The sequence below is a fragment of the Acinetobacter sp. ANC 5414 genome (genome assembly GCF_013004295.1).
Lineage (GTDB): Bacteria > Pseudomonadota > Gammaproteobacteria > Pseudomonadales > Moraxellaceae > Acinetobacter.
This window is the reverse complement of the sequence record NZ_JABERM010000030.1, coordinates 107,903-125,048: the sequence shown is the minus strand read 5'-3', so window position 1 is coordinate 125,048 and position 17,146 is coordinate 107,903. Positions and strand designations below refer to the sequence as shown.

Genomic DNA, 17,146 nt, shown 5'->3' with positions numbered 1-17,146 from the left:
ATTATTTATAACAAAGTGAATCTATAGATTGCTTATTCCACACAGGCCACAGCTTTTCCAAGGTTTTCTCAAATGTTGAATTATCTGTTTGCCACTGCGGGTTCTTGTCTTTATCAATAATTAATGCCCGCACACCCTCGATAAAATCACCCTGCTCTAACCAGATATCCTGTAAATCGCGCTCAAGCTGCATACATTTTTCAAGCGATAAATTCTGTCCTACCTGTTGTAACTTCAAACTGGTTTGTTTAGCCATTAAAGGACGTTGCTGCAAAATGGTCAGCGTTTTATCAGCCCAGGCTTGATCAGTAGAATTCGTTTCATGCGCGAGACTGTGTTCAATGTCTTCCAGTTTTTCATAAGCAAAATGCTGATTAATGTGGTCTGCACGTTTTTGTAATTCACTCTCTGCAGGGTCAGTTATAAAATCGCTAATAATTTTTCTAATTTTGGAGTTATTCAAAGAGGATTCGGCGATCAATGCTGCCTGTAATTCGGCAAATTTATCGCTCGGTATATGATAATCAACCAGGTCTAAATAAAGTGCATCGCTACTGCTGATTTGCTCACCCGTAAGTGCGAGATAAACCCCAATTTCATCGAGTCGTGATAGAAAGTGGGTCGCCCCGACGTCAGGAAAAAATCCAATCGCAGTTTCTGGCATGGCAAAGCGTGATTTTTCACTGGTGACCTTAATATGACAGGCTTGGGCCAAACCAAAGCCGCCCCCCAAGACATATCCATCCAGAAAAACAATGACTGGTTTGGCAAATTTACGCAAGGTATTGAGCATCACATATTCAGCAGCAAAGTAATCACGATGCCCTGTATTCCCGGCTTTATAACTGTCATACAGATAACGAATATCACCTCCGGCACAGAAAGCTTTAGGGCTGTTAGAATTGACTAAGATCGCTTGTACATTGCTGTCATTAAGCCATTGTTCCAATTGTGCCTGAATGCCCTGAATCATCGGCAGGGTTAAAGCATTTAAATGACTAGTGCGGTCCAGGCTGATGATGCCCAGACCTCCTTCTACCCGAATTACTAAATTATTTTCATCGCTCATTATTGTTTTCCTATTGATGCGTAAATTTGGCTGGGCGTTTTTCCACAAAGGCACGCATCCCTTCTTTCTGATCAGAACCCGCGAAAATTGAATGGAATACTCGTCGTTCAAAACGCAGTCCTTCGGCCAGACTGACTTCAAATGCCCGATTAATCGACTCTTTAATCATCATCACCGCAGTCAGTGATTTTTCCGCAATTTTTTCAGCCGCTTGCAAGGTGTGTTCAAGTAATTCATCTTTGGCAAATACCCGTGCCACTAGACCACTTTGTTCAGCTTCCTGCGCACCCATGTGTCGCGCAGTCAGACACATCTCCATGGCCTTGGCTTTACCAATCGCCAAAGTTAAACGCTGTGTTCCGCCAATCCCCGGGAGTACACCCAAGGTCACTTCGGGTAAACCAAATTTTGCATTATCAGCACAATAAATAAAGTCACACATTAACGCTAATTCACACCCGCCCCCCAAAGCGTATCCACTTACAGCTGCGATCAATGGCTTACGACGCTGCGCAATACGATCAGCGAGGCTAAAAAAATCATCCAGATAGATTTGTGGAAAGTTTAAGTCCGCCATTTCTTTAATATCGGCGCCGGCTGCAAAAGCTTTTTCCGAGCCAGTCAGTACGATACAGCCAATATTTGGATCTTTTTCTAGCTGATCAAGCGCTTGATTGACTTCAACAATCAGCTGGTTGTTCAGTGCATTTAAAGCTTGCGGACGATTTAAAGTAATCAGTCCCACACCGTTACGTTGTTCTAATAAAATGGTTTGCCACTGCATGAAAATATCCTTATTTAATTATAAACTGCGTGCGATCACTAGGCGTTGAATATCACTGGTGCCTTCATAAATTTGACAAATGCGGGCATCACGATAAATACGCTCAATCGGAAAATCTTTGAGATAACCGTAGCCACCAAAAATTTGCAAGGCTTTAGAGCAAACGCGTTCCGCCATTTCTGAAGCAAATAGCTTGGCCATGGAAGCTTCTGTTAAACAGGCTTCACCGGCTTCTTTCTTGCGTGCTGCAAAATGCACCAGTTGTCGTGCCGCTTCAATTTCAGTCGCCATACTCGCGAGCCTAAAAGCAATGGCTTGCTGTTCAAAAATAGGTTTGCCAAAAGCAACCCGTTCATGCGCATAGCGTGTCGCCTCTTCTAAAGCAGCACGGGCAAAACCCACCGCCTGTGCAGCTATACCAATTCGCCCACCTTCCAGGTTGGCAAGCGCAATTTTTAAGCCTTCACCTTCTGCACCCAACCTTAAGCTTTCATGAATCCGCACATCGGTTAGGGCAATTTGGCAGGTGTCTGAAGCATGTAGGCCGAGTTTTTCCTCAACACGAATCACTTCATAACCCGGGGTATTTCGTGGCACTAAAAATGCACTGATGCCCTTTTTACCCGCGCCTGGATCGGTCACTGCAAACACAATAATCATCCCGGCATTATGCCCCGAGGTAATAAACTGTTTGGAACCATTAATAATGTAGTGATCACCGTCTTTGACCGCACGGGTCTTAATGGCTGCAGCATCCGAACCAGTCTGCGGTTCGGTCAGGGCAAAAGCCCCGATCATCTCGCCCTGTGCTAAAGGTACTAAAAATTGCTGTTTCTGTTGTTCTGTACCAAACTTCAAAATCGGCACACAACCCACAGAGTTATGCACGCTCATAATCGCTGAGGTTGCACCATCTGCGGCTGCCACTTCTTCTAGCGCAAGTACATAAGCCAGTGTACCCGTACCCGAGCCCCCCCATTCTTCAGGAATCAGCATCCCCATAAAACCCAACTGCCCCATTTGGGCCAAGGCATCTTTAGGAAAGAGACCCTTTTGATCCCACTCGCCTGCATAAGGCTTAATTTGTTCCTGGGCAAAGCTTTTTGCCATATCCTGAATCAGTTGTTGTTCTTCCGTTAATTGCATCGACTCTTCCTTTCATCTATCTGTTCAGTATTTTTTCCGTTAGGCCTGTAGAGCTGCCTGAGCTTGCTGTTTGTTTATTTCCTGATTGCGCAGTAAGAAACGCTGAATTTTGCCACTGGGTGTTTTCGGCAATTCAGTCACGAATTCAATCAGGCGAGGATAGGCGTGCGCAGACAAACGTTTTTTCACAAACTGACCCAGATCATCTGCAAGCTGCGAAGTGGCTTTAAAATTATTCGCCAAAATCACAAAGGCTTTGATGACTTCAGTACGCTCTGGATCAGGTACGCCAATCACAGCTGCCTCAACCACGGCATCATGCTCGAGCAAAGCACTTTCCACATCAAATGGACCGACCCGATAGCCTGAGGTAGTAATCACATCATCACTGCGTCCGACAAAACTCATACTGCCATCGGCATGTATTTCAGCCGTATCCCCGGTTAAATAGTAGTGACCAAGAAATGGAGATTTACGGCTTTCTTCATAGCCGGAGAACCACATCATCGGGGATTGACTGATATCAATCGCCAAGATTCCCGGAGTATCTGCAGGGAGTTCCTTACCCTGTTCATCGACAACGGCAATCCGATAACCGGGGCTGGCAAAGCCTGCCGAACCGGCATGAACCGGATGTTCCAGTGCATGATGATTACACACCACCATGCCAACTTCAGTTTGGCCATAATGGTCATAAATCGGTGCATCAAGAACCTCTTTAAACCAGCGAATCACTTCCGGATTCAATGGTTCTCCAGCACTGCTGACCACACGCAATTTCCCGCGCAGCTGCGCCATTTGTGCAGGATCTGCTGCCATCATCATGCGGTAGGCAGTAGGTGCTCCAGCAAGATTGGTGATGCCATATTGCTTGACAATTTCACAGACACTTTCGGCATTAAAACCGCCTTCATAAAATAAGGTCGAATGTCCTAACAATAATGGCCCAGTAATACCGTAATACAGACCGTAAGCCCAACCCGGATCGGCAATATTCCAAAAAGCATCTTCAGCGCTTAAACCCACGGCATTTTTCATATAGCCCGCAAAAGCAATCAATGCTTTTAGCGGTACTTTTAAAGGTTTCGCCGGTCCAGTGGTACCCGAGGTAAACATCAATAAAAATGGGTCATCTATATTGAGCATTTCTATTTCACAACCTTCAGCTTGACGATTCAATACCGTCCAAAAACTGAGATCTTGCGGATAGGTTTCTGCTTGAGTTTCGACATTTACCGTAACGATGGTTGGACAATGGCTAATCTCGGATAATTTGTCGCGATTCACCAAATCGGTCACCACCAGTTTGCTCTGGGCAAGCTGAATACGATGTTCAATCGCTTTGGGACCAAAGGCGGTAAACAAAGGCTGGTAAACTGCACCGATACGCCAGGTCGCCAAAATGGTAATGATCAGCTCGGGCGTACGAGGTAATAGTCCTGAAACGCGGTCACCTTTGCCAATCCCCTGAGACTTTAAAAAGTTGGCAAACTGACTGGAATATTTTTTCAGCTCGCGAAAGCTATACTGTTCTTTGCGGCCATCTTTACCGTACCAGAACAAGGCGATCGCATCGGAATTGGCATGGCGGTCACAACACTCATAACAGGCATTCACCGCCTGTGTTGATCCGGATAAAAACTGACTTGCAACCGTATTTAAATCAAAATCTTGAACCATTTTTTGATAATTTAGCATTTTCAACCTCAGCCTGAGTTTATAGTTATTACCGACAGGGTATTTTGATGGAGCGTATCCTTGCCCCATCAGGATGATTTAAATTTTAAGCAGGTTGTGTGGTGTATTGATGCATGATGCTGGAGAAATCCAGATGGGCATCCCCTTCCTGACATAATTGCTGATACATTTTCTGCACCTGATGACCTAATACGACTGGATGCTCAACTTGTTCTGCGGCTTCAACCGCTAGTCCCAAGTCCTTAAGCATCAGTTGGGCTGCAAAGCCGTCTGTGTAGCCACGTGAAGCCGGTGCGTTATCACAAATGTGGGGCCATGGATTGTAAATTTCTGAACTCCAGCAACGTCCGGTTGAGCTATTGATCACGCCTGCTAAAGCTTGAGGATCAATACCTAACTTCACACCCAGTGCCATCCCTTCTGCCACCGCAGTCATGGAAATACCCAGAATCAGGTTATTACAGATTTTTGCAACTTGCCCCGTACCGACATCACCACAATGGACCAGATTTTTGCCCATCAGGCTGAGTACGGGTTTTACCGCATTAAAGGTTGCTTCATCAGCACCAATCATAAAGGTCAAAGTGCCATCTTTTGCACCCAGTGTGCCGCCAGAAACCGGTGCATCACAGATGCTAATCTGTTTAGCACGACCTGCTGCGGCAATATCTTTAATGGTTTGTGGATCAATCGTACTGCTGTCGATACACAAGCTTCCCGCTTTAAGTACAGCAAGTACACCCTTCTCACCAAGATAAACGTCACGAACATGCTTGGCTGCAGGCAACATGGTAATCACCACATCCGCCTGTTTTGCTGCAGCTTGCGGGCTTTCACACACGACTCCGCCCGCTTCAGCGAAGTGCTGCAAAGCAACTTCACTCAAGTCAAAGCCAAAAACGGTTTGTCCAGCTTTAAGTAGGTTTTGCGCCATGGAACCGCCCATGTTGCCTAAGCCAATAAATGCGATCTTCATATGGGCACTCCTTAGCGTAAGCTGATCGTGGTATTGACACCGCTGCTTTCTTGACTCTCTTCAAACCAGCGACTGGTAATGGTTTTGGTTTGAGTATAAAACTGCACCGCCTGTTTACCATAAGGACCCAAATCACCCAGTTTAGAACCACGTGAACCGGTAAAGCTAAAGAATGGTACCGGCACTGGAATTGGAATATTGATTCCCACCTGACCAATATCAATACTGTTCTGGAAAGTACGTGCTGTGGTGCCACTTTGGGTAAATAGACCGACCCCATTCCCAAATGGATTGGCATTAATTAATGCCATTGCTTCTTCTAGGGTATCGACATGAATAATAGCGAGCACTGGACCGAAAATTTCTTCTTTGTAAATACGCATTTCTGTCGTGACCTGATTAAAAATCGTTGGGCCTACAAAGTTACCTTGCTCATAGCCTTTAACTTGAACGTCTCGACCGTCCAGCAGCAATTCAGCGCCTTGTTCAACACCACTGTTGATTAAATCAATCACCCGAGCTTTGGCACGTGCTGAAATCACCGGTCCAACATCGGTATTCGGCTCATGCCCGGCATTGACCTTCAAAGTTTTGGTTTTAGCAACCAACTCATCGACCCAATGTTTGGTTTCGCCGACCAGAACTGCTACAGACAGTGCCATACAACGCTGCCCTGCTGCCCCAAAAGCTGCACCCACTAAAGCATTTAAAGTCTGTTCCTTATTCGCATCAGGCATGACGACCACATGATTTTTTGCACCCATCATCGACTGAACACGTTTCCCGTGTTGCCCTGCCAGGTTATAGACATGGGTACCGACTGCTGTAGAGCCTACAAAAGAAATGGCCTTGATATCGGAATGCGTACACAACATGTCTACCACTTCTTTACCGCCATGTACCACATTGAGCACACCCGCCGGTACACCCGCCTGAATTGCAAGCTCAACCAGCATCATGGTAGACAACGGATCTTGTTCAGAGGGCTTTAATACAAAGGTATTACCGCAAACAATGGCCATTGGGAACATCCACAATGGAATCATCGCAGGGAAGTTAAAAGGGGTAATGCCTGCACAAACCCCTAAAGGTTGTTGAAGCGTATAGGTATCCACACCACGTGCTACACCTTCAATATATTCACCCATTTGCAGAGTGCCTATCGAACACGCATGCTCCACAACTTCCAAACCGCGCTGGATATCTCCCTCAGCATCGGCAAGTGTTTTTCCCTGTTCAGCAGTAAGCACTTGAGCGATGCTTTTTGCATTGATTCGGATCAAGTCTTGCAGCTTAAGCATAATTCGCATACGTGCCTGAATCGGTGTATGGCGCCAGCTTGCAAACGCATTCTGTGCAGCAGCAATGGCAGCGTTGACTTCTTCACGAGTCGCGAATGGGACTTGACCCAATACTTCCTGAGTCGCAGGATTGACAATGTTATGCCACTCGCTGGTTTGTGACTCAACAAACTCACCATTGATCAGCAATTTAGCCGTGGTTAATTCGGTATTTTGATGGGGTTGATGAATAGCGTTCATGGTCACTCCGTGATCATTGTTATTGTTGGTTGTCTATGCCTGACTGGCTTTATCAAACGTATATTTTTTTTACGCTGTTTCAGCAGACTAACAAAGAAAACTTTGACCACCAATGGAAATTGCTGCACGATGGTTGTGCAAATATGCACAGGGATTTAACAGGACGTTAAAAGAACATGAAAGTAGATTGGGATCATTTACGCTTTTTTTTAGTATTGGCTCGTGCTAAAACGCTCACCAATGCCGCGCGCTTGATCGGTGTTGAACACAGTACGGTCGCGCGTCGCATTCAGGCTTTGGAGCAGACATTAGGAATCCAACTTTTTAAGCGCGAAGCGACGGGTTATGAATTAACTTCTGAAGGGGTTGCTTTAGTCCCACGCGTTGAGCAAATGGAGCAGTCTTTTTTACAGATTGATAAACCGCTGAATCCTTTACACGGCCGGGTTCGGATTGGTGCACCGGAAGGATTTGGTACGGCTTTTCTGGCACGCCTATTGGCGGAGTTTTCTCAACACTATCCTGCATTAACGATCGATTTAATTCCCGTTCCGAAAGCGATTAAACTGTCACACCGTGAAGCAGATATTGTCATTTCGATTGACCGCCCCAAATCCGGCCCTTATATCATTACCCGACTGTCCAATTACTGTTTAAAGCTGTATGGCAGTAAAAATTACTTACAACAAAACCCGAAAATTAATCGTATAGAGGATTTAGCCCAGCACCGTTTTGTCGATTATATTGATGATCTGGTGTATAGCTCTGCGCTTTATTCACTGGAACGTTTGCCATTGCAAGTCACTGCATGTTTTCGCAGTAACAGTATTCTGGCCCAACAGATTGCCGTCAGTGCAGGTGCAGGATTGGCCATTTTGCCGAGATTTCTGGTCAATGATAAAACCGAACTTGAAGAAGTCCTCAGTGACCAGGTGAGCTTTACGCATACCTTCTGGATGTTAACCCTGGTAGATTTACAACACGAGCCCAAAATTAAATTGGTCTGGGACTTTTTGCGTAAGCAGGCTGATGTTCAGCAAGGCGTATTAATGGGCAATTAACATCCTCCCCCAACTATCTCAAAGTGAAAAAGGACTCCACCCGCTGCAGGGTGGAGGTGAATTTCACCGGTAGACCATACCCCCATCCGTAATAATAGATTGACCGGTAATATAATCAGCATCTTCACTTGCTAAAAATGCAACCAGTGCAGCCACATCATCTGGGGTTTCAGTGCGCCCTAAAGCGATACCTTCAGCATATTTTTTAAAGGTTTCACCAATTTTTGCCCCTGTCAGCTTTGAAAAACGCTGGTCAATCTCCACCCACATATCTGTGCCAACCACGCCAGGACAATAAGAATTCACCGTAATTCCTGAATGGGCATATTCTTTGGCAGCCGCCTGGGTTAAGGCACGTACTGCAAATTTGGTGGCAGAATATACACTGAGCATGGCAAAGCCCTCATGTCCGGCAATCGAGCAGGCATTAATAATTTTACCTTTTTGTTTTAAGGCCTGAAACTTTTTCGCAGCGGCCTGAATGCCCCACAAAACACCACCAAAATTAATATCGGTAATCTGGCGGAATTCGTCGGGTGTCACATCGTTTAGTACCTGTACCTGTGCAATCCCGGCATTATTAATCATCACATCAAAACTGCCTAATTTGCTATAGGCATCTTCAATGGCAGCAGTGACCTGATCGAGTTGACTGATATCAGCCACAAAAATCGAGGCCTTGACATTACATGCCTCAATCTCGGCTTGAGTGGCCTTGAGTTTATCCTCATGCAGATCGACCAAAGCGATATGCATGCCTTCTTGGGCTAAACGCAAAGCAATGCCTCGACCAATCCCTTTAGCACCACCTGTGATCAAAGCCACCTTTCCACTTAAACCTTTAGACATAGGTGTTTCCTCTTTTTGTTATTGCAGACTACCCACTGTGCATATTTGGATTTCATCAATTGCAGCAATCATGAACTACAACAGGATCATTGCTGGGTTTTCCACACACTGTTTAAAACTGGCGAGAAATTTGGCACCGATGGCACCATCAATGACCCGGTGATCACAAGATAAGGTCGCAGTCATGATCTGCCGCGTTACAATTTCACCCTTTTCTACCAGCACCCGTTCTTCGGCCGTACCCAGTGCCATAATCGCCGCCTGTGGCGGGTTGATGATGGCATCAAATTGTTTTATGCCCAACATACCCAAATTAGAGATACTAAAACTTCCTCCTTCAAACTCATCTGGATGCAATTTTCCAGTCTTGGCCCGTGCTGCCAAATCATGCATATTGGCTGAAATCTCGCTCAATGATTTTTTGTTTGCCGCTTTAACAATCGGTGTAATGAGACCCTGTTCAATGGCCACAGCAACAGCGATATCGGCCTGATCGAATTGCAGGATTTGCTGATTTTTTTCATCATACTGAACATTGACTTCAGGCACTTTCATCAGCGCAGCCGCTGCAGCTTTAATCATGAGGTCATTCAGCGAAAGTTTGACTTGGAGCATTGTACTATTGACCTGTTGGCGTAAGGCTTGTAATGCCTCCACGTTTAAATCGACAGTGAGTCGGAAATGCGGTGCATTGTGTTTCGCTGCTTGAAGACGTGTAGCAATGGCGCGCCGCATCGCACTCATCGGCACCACAGTGACTTGCGCCTTTCCAGATTGTATCGAAGTACCGCTCGGTAAAGCTGTGCAAGACTTTTGATGGTCACGGTCATACACTGCTTCAACATCTTCTTTACATACCCGGCCACGAGAACCCGATACGCGACAGTCATGCAGATTAATGCCCCACTGTTTTGCCAATCGCCGGGCAATCGGTGTTGCAGAGACAGCAATGTCATCTTGAGTCGATTTTATTTTTTCCGGCTTTGCTTGATGAACTAGCTGTGGCCATTGTCCGCCGGCTTTCTCGATCGTGGCCTGAAGATCCTGAATGCTGATCCGTCCACCACGTCCGCTACCGATAATCCGCGCAAGATTAATATTGAGTTTCTCGGCTAATTTTCTGGCATGTGGGGTGGTCAAAGTTTCAGTTTCTGCCTGATACCCCTGCACATCTTCCGGAATAGAATAGCCATCATGCTGTGACAAAACGGCTGCAGATGATCTGTTGGTTTCTGGTGCTGTTTCCTGCTGCTCTGAATGAGCAATGGACGGATCAGTCAGTGTCTGTTCGGATGAGTGCGTTGCCACAGTATTCTCTTCAGTGCTCGTGTTATCTTGGTGCGCAAGCTGATCAAGAGATTGTACATAAGCTTCAATTTCCTGATCGGAAACCTGACTGTCTGCGCAGACAGCGATCAAACTCCCCACAGCTAAACTCTCACCTTCTTTGGCTAAAATTTTGCGTAAAGTCCCTGAAAATGGGGCTTCTAATACATTGACGATTTTAGTTGTCTCAATCTCGCAAATATCCTGCCCTTTGCTGAAGCTGTCTCCTGCCTCAATCAGCCATTTCACAATGGTGCCTTCTTCCATGGATAAACCCCATTTGGGGATTTCCAGTGTTTTAATTTCACTCATGCTAAGCCTCCAGTGTTTTACGGACAGCTTGTTCAATACGTTCCACACTCGGTAACCAGGCTTTTTCCAGCACGGGTGAGAATGGCACAGGTGTATGCGGTGGTGTGACCAACTCAATCGGTGCTTTTAAGTGGTGAAAACCTTTTTGTGCAATCAACGCGGCAACGTCATGTGCAAAACCGCAACGTGCTGCAGATTCGTCAACAATGACTACACGCCCAGTCGAGGCAACAGATTCTAGAATTCCTTCTTCATCTAACGGGGAAATGGTGCGCGGATCCACCACTTCGACAGAAATCCCTTCTTTCGCCAGCTTGTCTGCAACTTCATTGGCACGATGAACCATAAGACTCAGGGCAATAATGGTGACATCTGTTCCTTCACGAGTGTAATTCGCTACGCCAAATGGAATAGTATAAGCTTCATCAGGGACGTCTCCTTCAATGTCATACAGCATTTTGTGTTCACAAAATATGACCGGATCATCATCGCGGATGGATTGAATCAGTAGGCCTTTGACATCATAAGGACTGGAGGGCACCACGACCTTTAAACCCGGAACCGAAGTAAAAACATGATAGGGAGATTGTGAATGCTGGGCTGCGGCACAAAAACCGGCACCAATCATGCCACGGACCACCATAGGTGCTTTGGCTTTACCGCCAAACATATAGCGGAATTTTGCTGCCTGGTTATAGAGCATGTCATGACACACTCCATAAAAGTCCATAAACATCAGATCAGCCACCGGGCGTAAGCCTGTTGCCGCTGCACCCGCAGCCATCCCAATCGTTGCTGATTCAGTAATAGGTGTATCAATGACACGCTCTGACCCAAATTCAGTCCATAGACCTTTGGTGACACCGAGCACTCCCCCAAAGCCTTCCAATTTATTCACATCGGTATTTTTACCACCATGGCCACCACGGACATCTTCTCCCAACACGATGACTCGAGGATCGCGACGCATCTCTAAAGTAATGGCTTCTTTTACCGCGTTTCGATAACTTTTATTTGGCATGATTGACTATTCCTTTAGTAAGAGACATATACGTCGGTCAGAAGTTGCGAAACATCTGGATAACGTGCTGAACGGGCTTTTGCCACCGCATCATCGACTTTGGCCTGGGACTCAGCATCAATCGCGTCAAGCTTGGCTGCGTAGATTTGATCTTTTACTTTTTCACGGAAAATTTTGAGCGGATCTTTATGCGCTTTAATGTCATCTATTTCTTCTTTTGAACGGACAAGGCCCGGGTCACCTTCAAAATGTCCATAGAAACGGTTGGTCAATGTTTCGATCACACTGGGTCCTTCACCACGCCGTGCACGTTCAATCGCCTGATGTGCTGCTTCATAGACTGCAAAGAAATCCGTACCATCGACTTTTTGAGCAGGCAAACCAAATCCGGCAGCACGACCCGCAATATCCTTGCTCCCTACAGCATAATCATGCCCGGTTCCTTCACCGAAACCATTATTTTCAAAAACAAAGACCACCGGAAGTTTTAAAACTACAGCCATGTTGAGGGCTTCAAAGGTCATTCCCTGATTGGAACCACCATCACCCGTGAATGACAGGCCAATCCCTCCTGTTTTCAATGTTTTGGCGGTTAAGGCTGCACCGATCGCAAGAGGTGGACCACCACCGACAATGCCATTCGCACCCAGCATGCCTTTATTCAGGTCGGCAATATGCATTGAACCACCTTTACCGTGACACAAGCCTTCATCCTTGCCAAAAATTTCCAGCATCATGCTGTGGATGTCGCAGCCTTTTGCAATACAGTGGCCATGTCCTCGATGGGTAGAGGTAATATAGTCTTTTTCTGTTAGATTCTCACATACACCAACTGCAACGGCTTCTTCACCACTATAGAGATGGATAAAACCAGGAATATCACCCATCGTATTTTCCGTATGCAGTCGATCATCGAACTCACGGATCTCTCGCATGCGCCGGTAGGCTACTAACAATTGTTCTTCTGTTAATTGCATTTTCTGATCCTTTTTACCTGTAATAGCATCTTAAAATTATTATCAACATGACCTGAAAGTGATTTTTATTCACAGGTACAGGTATAAAAGTTTTATAAAAAATAAGCTATCGAAGCCAAGTAACATACCGTTTAATTTTTATTTATAAATTAAAAAACATAAACTTAAGCTTTAATATTAAGTGTAAAAATTCTTTATTCGGTATATGCACCGTTATTCATCTTTATAAATCCAATAAAACAGATTTAAGTCCAGGCTATATTTAGCAAGCCATACAAGGTAATGGCCTGCACAGCATACCCACTCCTGAAGTCTTTGCCCTTGGTGAAAGGTGGTACTATCCATAATCAAAATTATTATTTTTCTTATATTTGAATAAATTTTTTCATTTTAAATATTTTTACGCTTAGGCTATTTATATTCGATATGTTTCATGCATAAGTTATGCATGAATATCTTAAAACTTACAGTACAGATCATTACCAAAAAGATCATTTTTTTTTGATTGATCCAAGTAGTCTAATAAAGGGTATTACTTTACGAAATAACCGCACCTCAGCAGAACTTAAAAGTACAACCATTAGGTAAACAATATGAAAATTCTTGTCGTTCTTACATCACATGACCAACTTGGCAATACAGGCAAGAAGACGGGCTTTTGGCTTGAAGAGCTTGCAGCCCCTTATTATGCCTTTATCGATTCCGGTGCAGAAGTGACCTTAGCCTCTCCCAAAGGGGGACAGCCGCCGCTCGATCCTAAAAGTAATGAACCCGATTCTCAGACTGAAACGACGCATCGTTTTGAAGCAGATTCATCGGCTATGCAAGCACTTGCTCATACACAAAAACTGAACCAAATTTCTATCATGGACTTCGATGCGGTATTTTATCCTGGCGGTCATGGTCCATTATGGGATTTAGCAGAAGATTCCGATTCAATTGCCTTGATCGAACGAGCCATTCAGACCGGTAAACCTGTTGCCGCTGTCTGCCATGCGCCTGGGGTACTTCGCCACGTTAAAACAGAACAGGGTAAACCGTTAGTTGCAGGTAAGTCAGTCACAGGTTTTAGCAACACCGAGGAAGCTGCAGTGGGTCTGACTGAAATAGTTCCTTTTCTGGTAGAAGATGTTCTTAAGGAAAATGGGGGGAACTATTCCAAAGCTGATGATTGGCAAGTGCATGTCGAAGTTGATGGATTGCTCGTCACTGGACAAAATCCGTCTTCTTCTGAGGCAACAGCCCACGCCCTACTTAAGTTGTTAAAATAATCCATACCTCATGGCTATCACATTTTAAATGTGATAGCCATGAGAGTGAAAAATTGAGACGCTATTTATACCAGAATGGTGATTTCTGAAAGTCTTTGATCACCTATATTCCGACATAAAATTTCTCAATCAACTGCCGGGTCTTGATCAGCAGATTCGAAAATACATTATCCCGCTCAAATAGCTTCACCTTATAGTTCGGCAGGTCTTTCAGCTCTTCCTTGCGAGGTAAGCGCTTGGTGAACTCATAATGTTCCAGCACCTGCTGCATCGCCTCAGGTTTCAGGTTTTCCTCTGTGCAGAGATGATGATAGGCCTGTTCTTTCTCTACATCCCAGAATGCCGAAAAAGCAGTTTGGACACTTTGACCATTGATCATTTTGGGCAGGTTCTCTGCAATGAACTTCTGGATCAGTTCCTGCTTGTCATACAGGCTGACTTCATTACCCAGCATGTCATAAACTTGTACTTCATATTTCTTACGTTTCTCATCATCCCCCGCTTCAATAGCCAGTTGCAACAGGTTGATAATATAACCAACATTGATCCGGTCACTGTGCAGCAGATCCAGCTGAAAATCGACATCATCCAATACCGATACTTTTTCTCTGCTGGTGGTCTTGCGTAGATCACGGCACAAGTCTGCATATTTAGAAGCAAAGTTAGCAAAGTGCTGTTTATCGAGGCTGGTTTGATCCTGATCGTATTCGATAAAAGTCTGCAGCTGTGCGTTATAGCGCATTACTTCACGGAAAGCCTTGATAAATGCCAGTTGATCCTCTTCGGTCAATAGTGCATCGACGGCCTGATATTCAGGACTAATCGCCAAGAGCTTTTCGACTGCATTTTCATAGTATTTCTTGATCTCTTCAAAACTTGGAACCAATACGATCTGTCTGGTTTCCTTGTTCGAGAACAGCGCCAGTGCTTCATCGGTGGCCCGTTTCAAATTACGGAAGCAGATGATGTTGCCGAAAGGTTTCTTGTCGTTATATACACGATTGGTCCGTGAAAAGGCTTGAATCAGACCATGATATTTCAGGTTTTTATCGACATACAGCGTATTCAGTGGCTTGGAGTCAAATCCGGTCAGGAACATATTGACCACCATTAAAATATCTACCTGCTTTTTCTTGACCCGATCGGCAATGTCGCGGTAATAGGCATAGAACTGATCGCCAGAATTGTAGTTGGTCTTAAACTGCTGGTTGTAGTTGGCAATATAACGATCCAGCTTATCCCGACTGGACGGATTGATCTGGCTGGGGATGTCTGCCGCTTCTTCATGAATCAGCCCGTTTTGCTCATCTAGCGGTACAGCTTCATTGGCGGCATAGGAGAAAATGGTGGCAATGCTCAGCGGTTTGAATAGTCTGCCCTGCTCTTCATCCTGCTGCTGTTTTTCAGCCTGGACTTTTTCAAACAGTTCGTAGTACTGGGTTAAAGTATTCACGGAGCTGACACAGAACATGGCGGTGAATTCACGATTGCGGGTTTTGGTGTCATGGGTCTCGACAATATAACGCGCAATCATTTCCAGACGTTGCGGATTATCGTACAGCTCTTGGGTATCAATGCCTTCGACTTCATCATTATAGTCAAGCGTGTTCTGCATACCTTTAGCAGTGTATTTTCCCCGGTAATCAATCTGGAACTGCAACACGTTACGGTCGCGGATGGCATCGACAATCACGTACTGATGCAGGCATTGATTAAACAGGTAATCGGTGGTGAGCTTTAAACCGGCCTTGGACTGACTGTTTTCCTCAAAGATCGGCGTTCCGGTAAATCCAAACATCTGGGCATTGCGAAAGAACTTCTTGATGTTCTGATGGGTGTCACCAAACTGACTACGGTGACATTCATCAAAAATAAATACCACTTTCTGGTCTTTCAGGTAGTCGATATATTCCTGATAGCGGTCATTGCTGATCGCCCGGTTCAGCTTTTGAATGGTGGTGACAATCAGCTTGTCATGGCGCTGATCCAGCTGCTTGACCAAGGTATGGGTGCTATCGGTACTGTCGACACTCTCGGCTTTAAAGACATTAAATTCCCGGGAGGTTTGCGTGTCAAGATCATTGCGGTCCACCACAAACAGGACTTTTTCCACGTCCGGCATCTGCATGATGATCTGGCTAGCTTTAAACGAAGTCAGGGTTTTGCCTGAGCCGGTGGTGTGCCAGATATAGCCATTCTGCTTGGACGTTTGTACATGCTGAACGATTTTCTGTACCGCATAAATCTGATACGGACGCAGCACCATCAGGCTTTTGGTGGTTTCCAGTAGCACCATATACTGGGTCAGGATTTGGGTCAGATGTTGCTGATTCAGAAAAGCCTCGGCAAAGTCGACGATTTCATTGATGTGTTTGTTGCTGACATCAGCCCAAGGAAAGGCAAATTCAATGCCGCTGGTGCCGTTAGAGTAATAGCGGGTATTGGCACCATTGCTGATGACAAATAGCTGGACAAAGCCAAACAGGCCTTGTCTAGCCCAATAGGCTTCACGGGTATAGCGCTGGGTCTGGTTAAAGGCTTCAGCAATCTCCATACCACGCTTTTTCAGCTCGATCTGGATCAGTGGCAAACCATTCACCAGTAAGGTCACATCAAAACGGCTGGTTCGGCCATTATAATCACGGTGGTCGACCGTGATCTGATTGGTGACCTGATAGATGTTTTTGATCGGATCATCGGACAGGAAAAAGATGTGCTTACTGCTGCCGTCATCAAATTTGACCGGGACAGATCGCGTAGATTTTTGGCCCGTTCAAAGACCGTGCCGGTATTCAAAAAACTGATGACCTGTTTCCATTCAGCTTCAGAAAGTGAATCTAGCCCATTAGCACGTTCGATCTGGGTTTTCAGGTTTGACTGTAGCTGGCTTTCGTCCTTGAGCGTGACTGAGGCATAACCCAATTGCTGTAGCTGGCCGATCAGTTCATTTTCAAGTTGGTATTCGCTTTGTACTGTCATTATCTCTCTCACAAAACTTTTACTTAAATACTTTTTAAAAAATAGATTTTATTGTAAGTTTCATTATACATTTCAACACAAACATATGACTCTACTGATGAAAATTAAACTTAATAATTCCACTATTAATCTTCCC

At 45.2% G+C, this 17,146-nt stretch carries 11 protein-coding genes and 3 pseudogenes; 2 read left to right on the top strand and 12 right to left on the bottom strand.

Annotation, left to right across the window (positions count from 1 at the left end; translation table 11 throughout):
* Position 1 precedes the first annotated feature (1 nt).
* From HLH18_RS13185 to HLH18_RS13160, 6 genes are all read right to left on the bottom strand, one after another.
* A complete protein-coding gene (locus HLH18_RS13185) occupies positions 2-1,069 on the bottom strand; it encodes an enoyl-CoA hydratase/isomerase family protein (RefSeq protein WP_171547199.1) in 1,068 nt (355 codons plus the stop codon).
* A 10-nt stretch (positions 1,070-1,079) separates the two neighbouring features.
* Entirely contained in the window at positions 1,080-1,853 is a 774-nt protein-coding gene (locus HLH18_RS13180) for an enoyl-CoA hydratase (RefSeq protein ID WP_171547198.1), read from the bottom strand.
* Between the two features lie 18 nt (positions 1,854-1,871).
* Positions 1,872-2,999 carry an acyl-CoA dehydrogenase family protein gene (locus HLH18_RS13175; RefSeq protein ID WP_171547197.1) on the bottom strand — a complete coding sequence of 376 codons (1,128 nt, stop codon included), beginning with the start codon at positions 2,997-2,999 and terminating at the stop codon, positions 1,872-1,874.
* A gap of 39 nt (positions 3,000-3,038) precedes the next feature.
* Positions 3,039-4,697, bottom strand: a complete 1,659-nt coding sequence (locus HLH18_RS13170; protein ID WP_171547196.1) for an AMP-binding protein — start codon at positions 4,695-4,697, stop codon at positions 3,039-3,041.
* Positions 4,698-4,782: 85 nt separating this feature from the next.
* A complete protein-coding gene (gene mmsB, locus HLH18_RS13165) occupies positions 4,783-5,673 on the bottom strand; it encodes a 3-hydroxyisobutyrate dehydrogenase (protein ID WP_131291715.1) in 891 nt (296 codons plus the stop codon).
* Between the two features lie 11 nt (positions 5,674-5,684).
* The gene (locus tag HLH18_RS13160) at positions 5,685-7,214 is read right to left on the bottom strand and encodes a CoA-acylating methylmalonate-semialdehyde dehydrogenase (RefSeq protein ID WP_131291717.1); all 1,530 of its coding nucleotides are present in this window, start codon (positions 7,212-7,214) and stop codon (positions 5,685-5,687) included.
* A gap of 176 nt (positions 7,215-7,390) precedes the next feature.
* On the opposite strand from HLH18_RS13160, the gene HLH18_RS13155 reads away from it, so the two are divergent.
* Positions 7,391-8,275, top strand: coding sequence for a LysR family transcriptional regulator (locus tag HLH18_RS13155; protein WP_171547195.1), 885 nt, complete (start codon positions 7,391-7,393; stop codon positions 8,273-8,275).
* 63 nt (positions 8,276-8,338) lie between these two features.
* On the opposite strand, the gene HLH18_RS13150 is transcribed toward HLH18_RS13155, so the two are convergent.
* The 5 genes and pseudogenes from HLH18_RS13150 to HLH18_RS13135 form a co-directional block, all read right to left on the bottom strand.
* Positions 8,339-9,124 (bottom strand): acetoin reductase, encoded by a 786-nt coding sequence (locus tag HLH18_RS13150; RefSeq protein ID WP_171547194.1) that lies wholly within the window; start codon positions 9,122-9,124, stop codon positions 8,339-8,341.
* 75 nt (positions 9,125-9,199) lie between these two features.
* Positions 9,200-9,874: pseudogene (locus HLH18_RS16355) on the bottom strand (dihydrolipoamide acetyltransferase family protein); the annotation flags it as partial.
* 71 nt (positions 9,875-9,945) lie between these two features.
* A pseudogene (locus tag HLH18_RS16350) lies at positions 9,946-10,762 on the bottom strand (E3 binding domain-containing protein); the annotation flags it as partial.
* 1 nt (position 10,763) lies between these two features.
* Positions 10,764-11,783 carry an alpha-ketoacid dehydrogenase subunit beta gene (locus HLH18_RS13140; RefSeq protein ID WP_171547192.1) on the bottom strand — a complete coding sequence of 340 codons (1,020 nt, stop codon included), beginning with the start codon at positions 11,781-11,783 and terminating at the stop codon, positions 10,764-10,766.
* A gap of 14 nt (positions 11,784-11,797) precedes the next feature.
* Positions 11,798-12,760, bottom strand: a complete 963-nt coding sequence (locus HLH18_RS13135; RefSeq protein WP_171547191.1) for a thiamine pyrophosphate-dependent dehydrogenase E1 component subunit alpha — start codon at positions 12,758-12,760, stop codon at positions 11,798-11,800.
* Between the two features lie 593 nt (positions 12,761-13,353).
* On the opposite strand from HLH18_RS13135, the gene HLH18_RS13130 reads away from it, so the two are divergent.
* Complete coding sequence (locus tag HLH18_RS13130) at positions 13,354-14,031, top strand: type 1 glutamine amidotransferase domain-containing protein (protein ID WP_171547190.1); 678 nt, start codon at positions 13,354-13,356, stop codon at positions 14,029-14,031.
* A 103-nt stretch (positions 14,032-14,134) separates the two neighbouring features.
* Here the strand turns inward: HLH18_RS13130 and HLH18_RS13125 are convergent.
* A pseudogene (locus HLH18_RS13125) lies at positions 14,135-17,010 on the bottom strand (type I restriction endonuclease subunit R).
* Positions 17,011-17,146 lie beyond the last annotated feature (136 nt).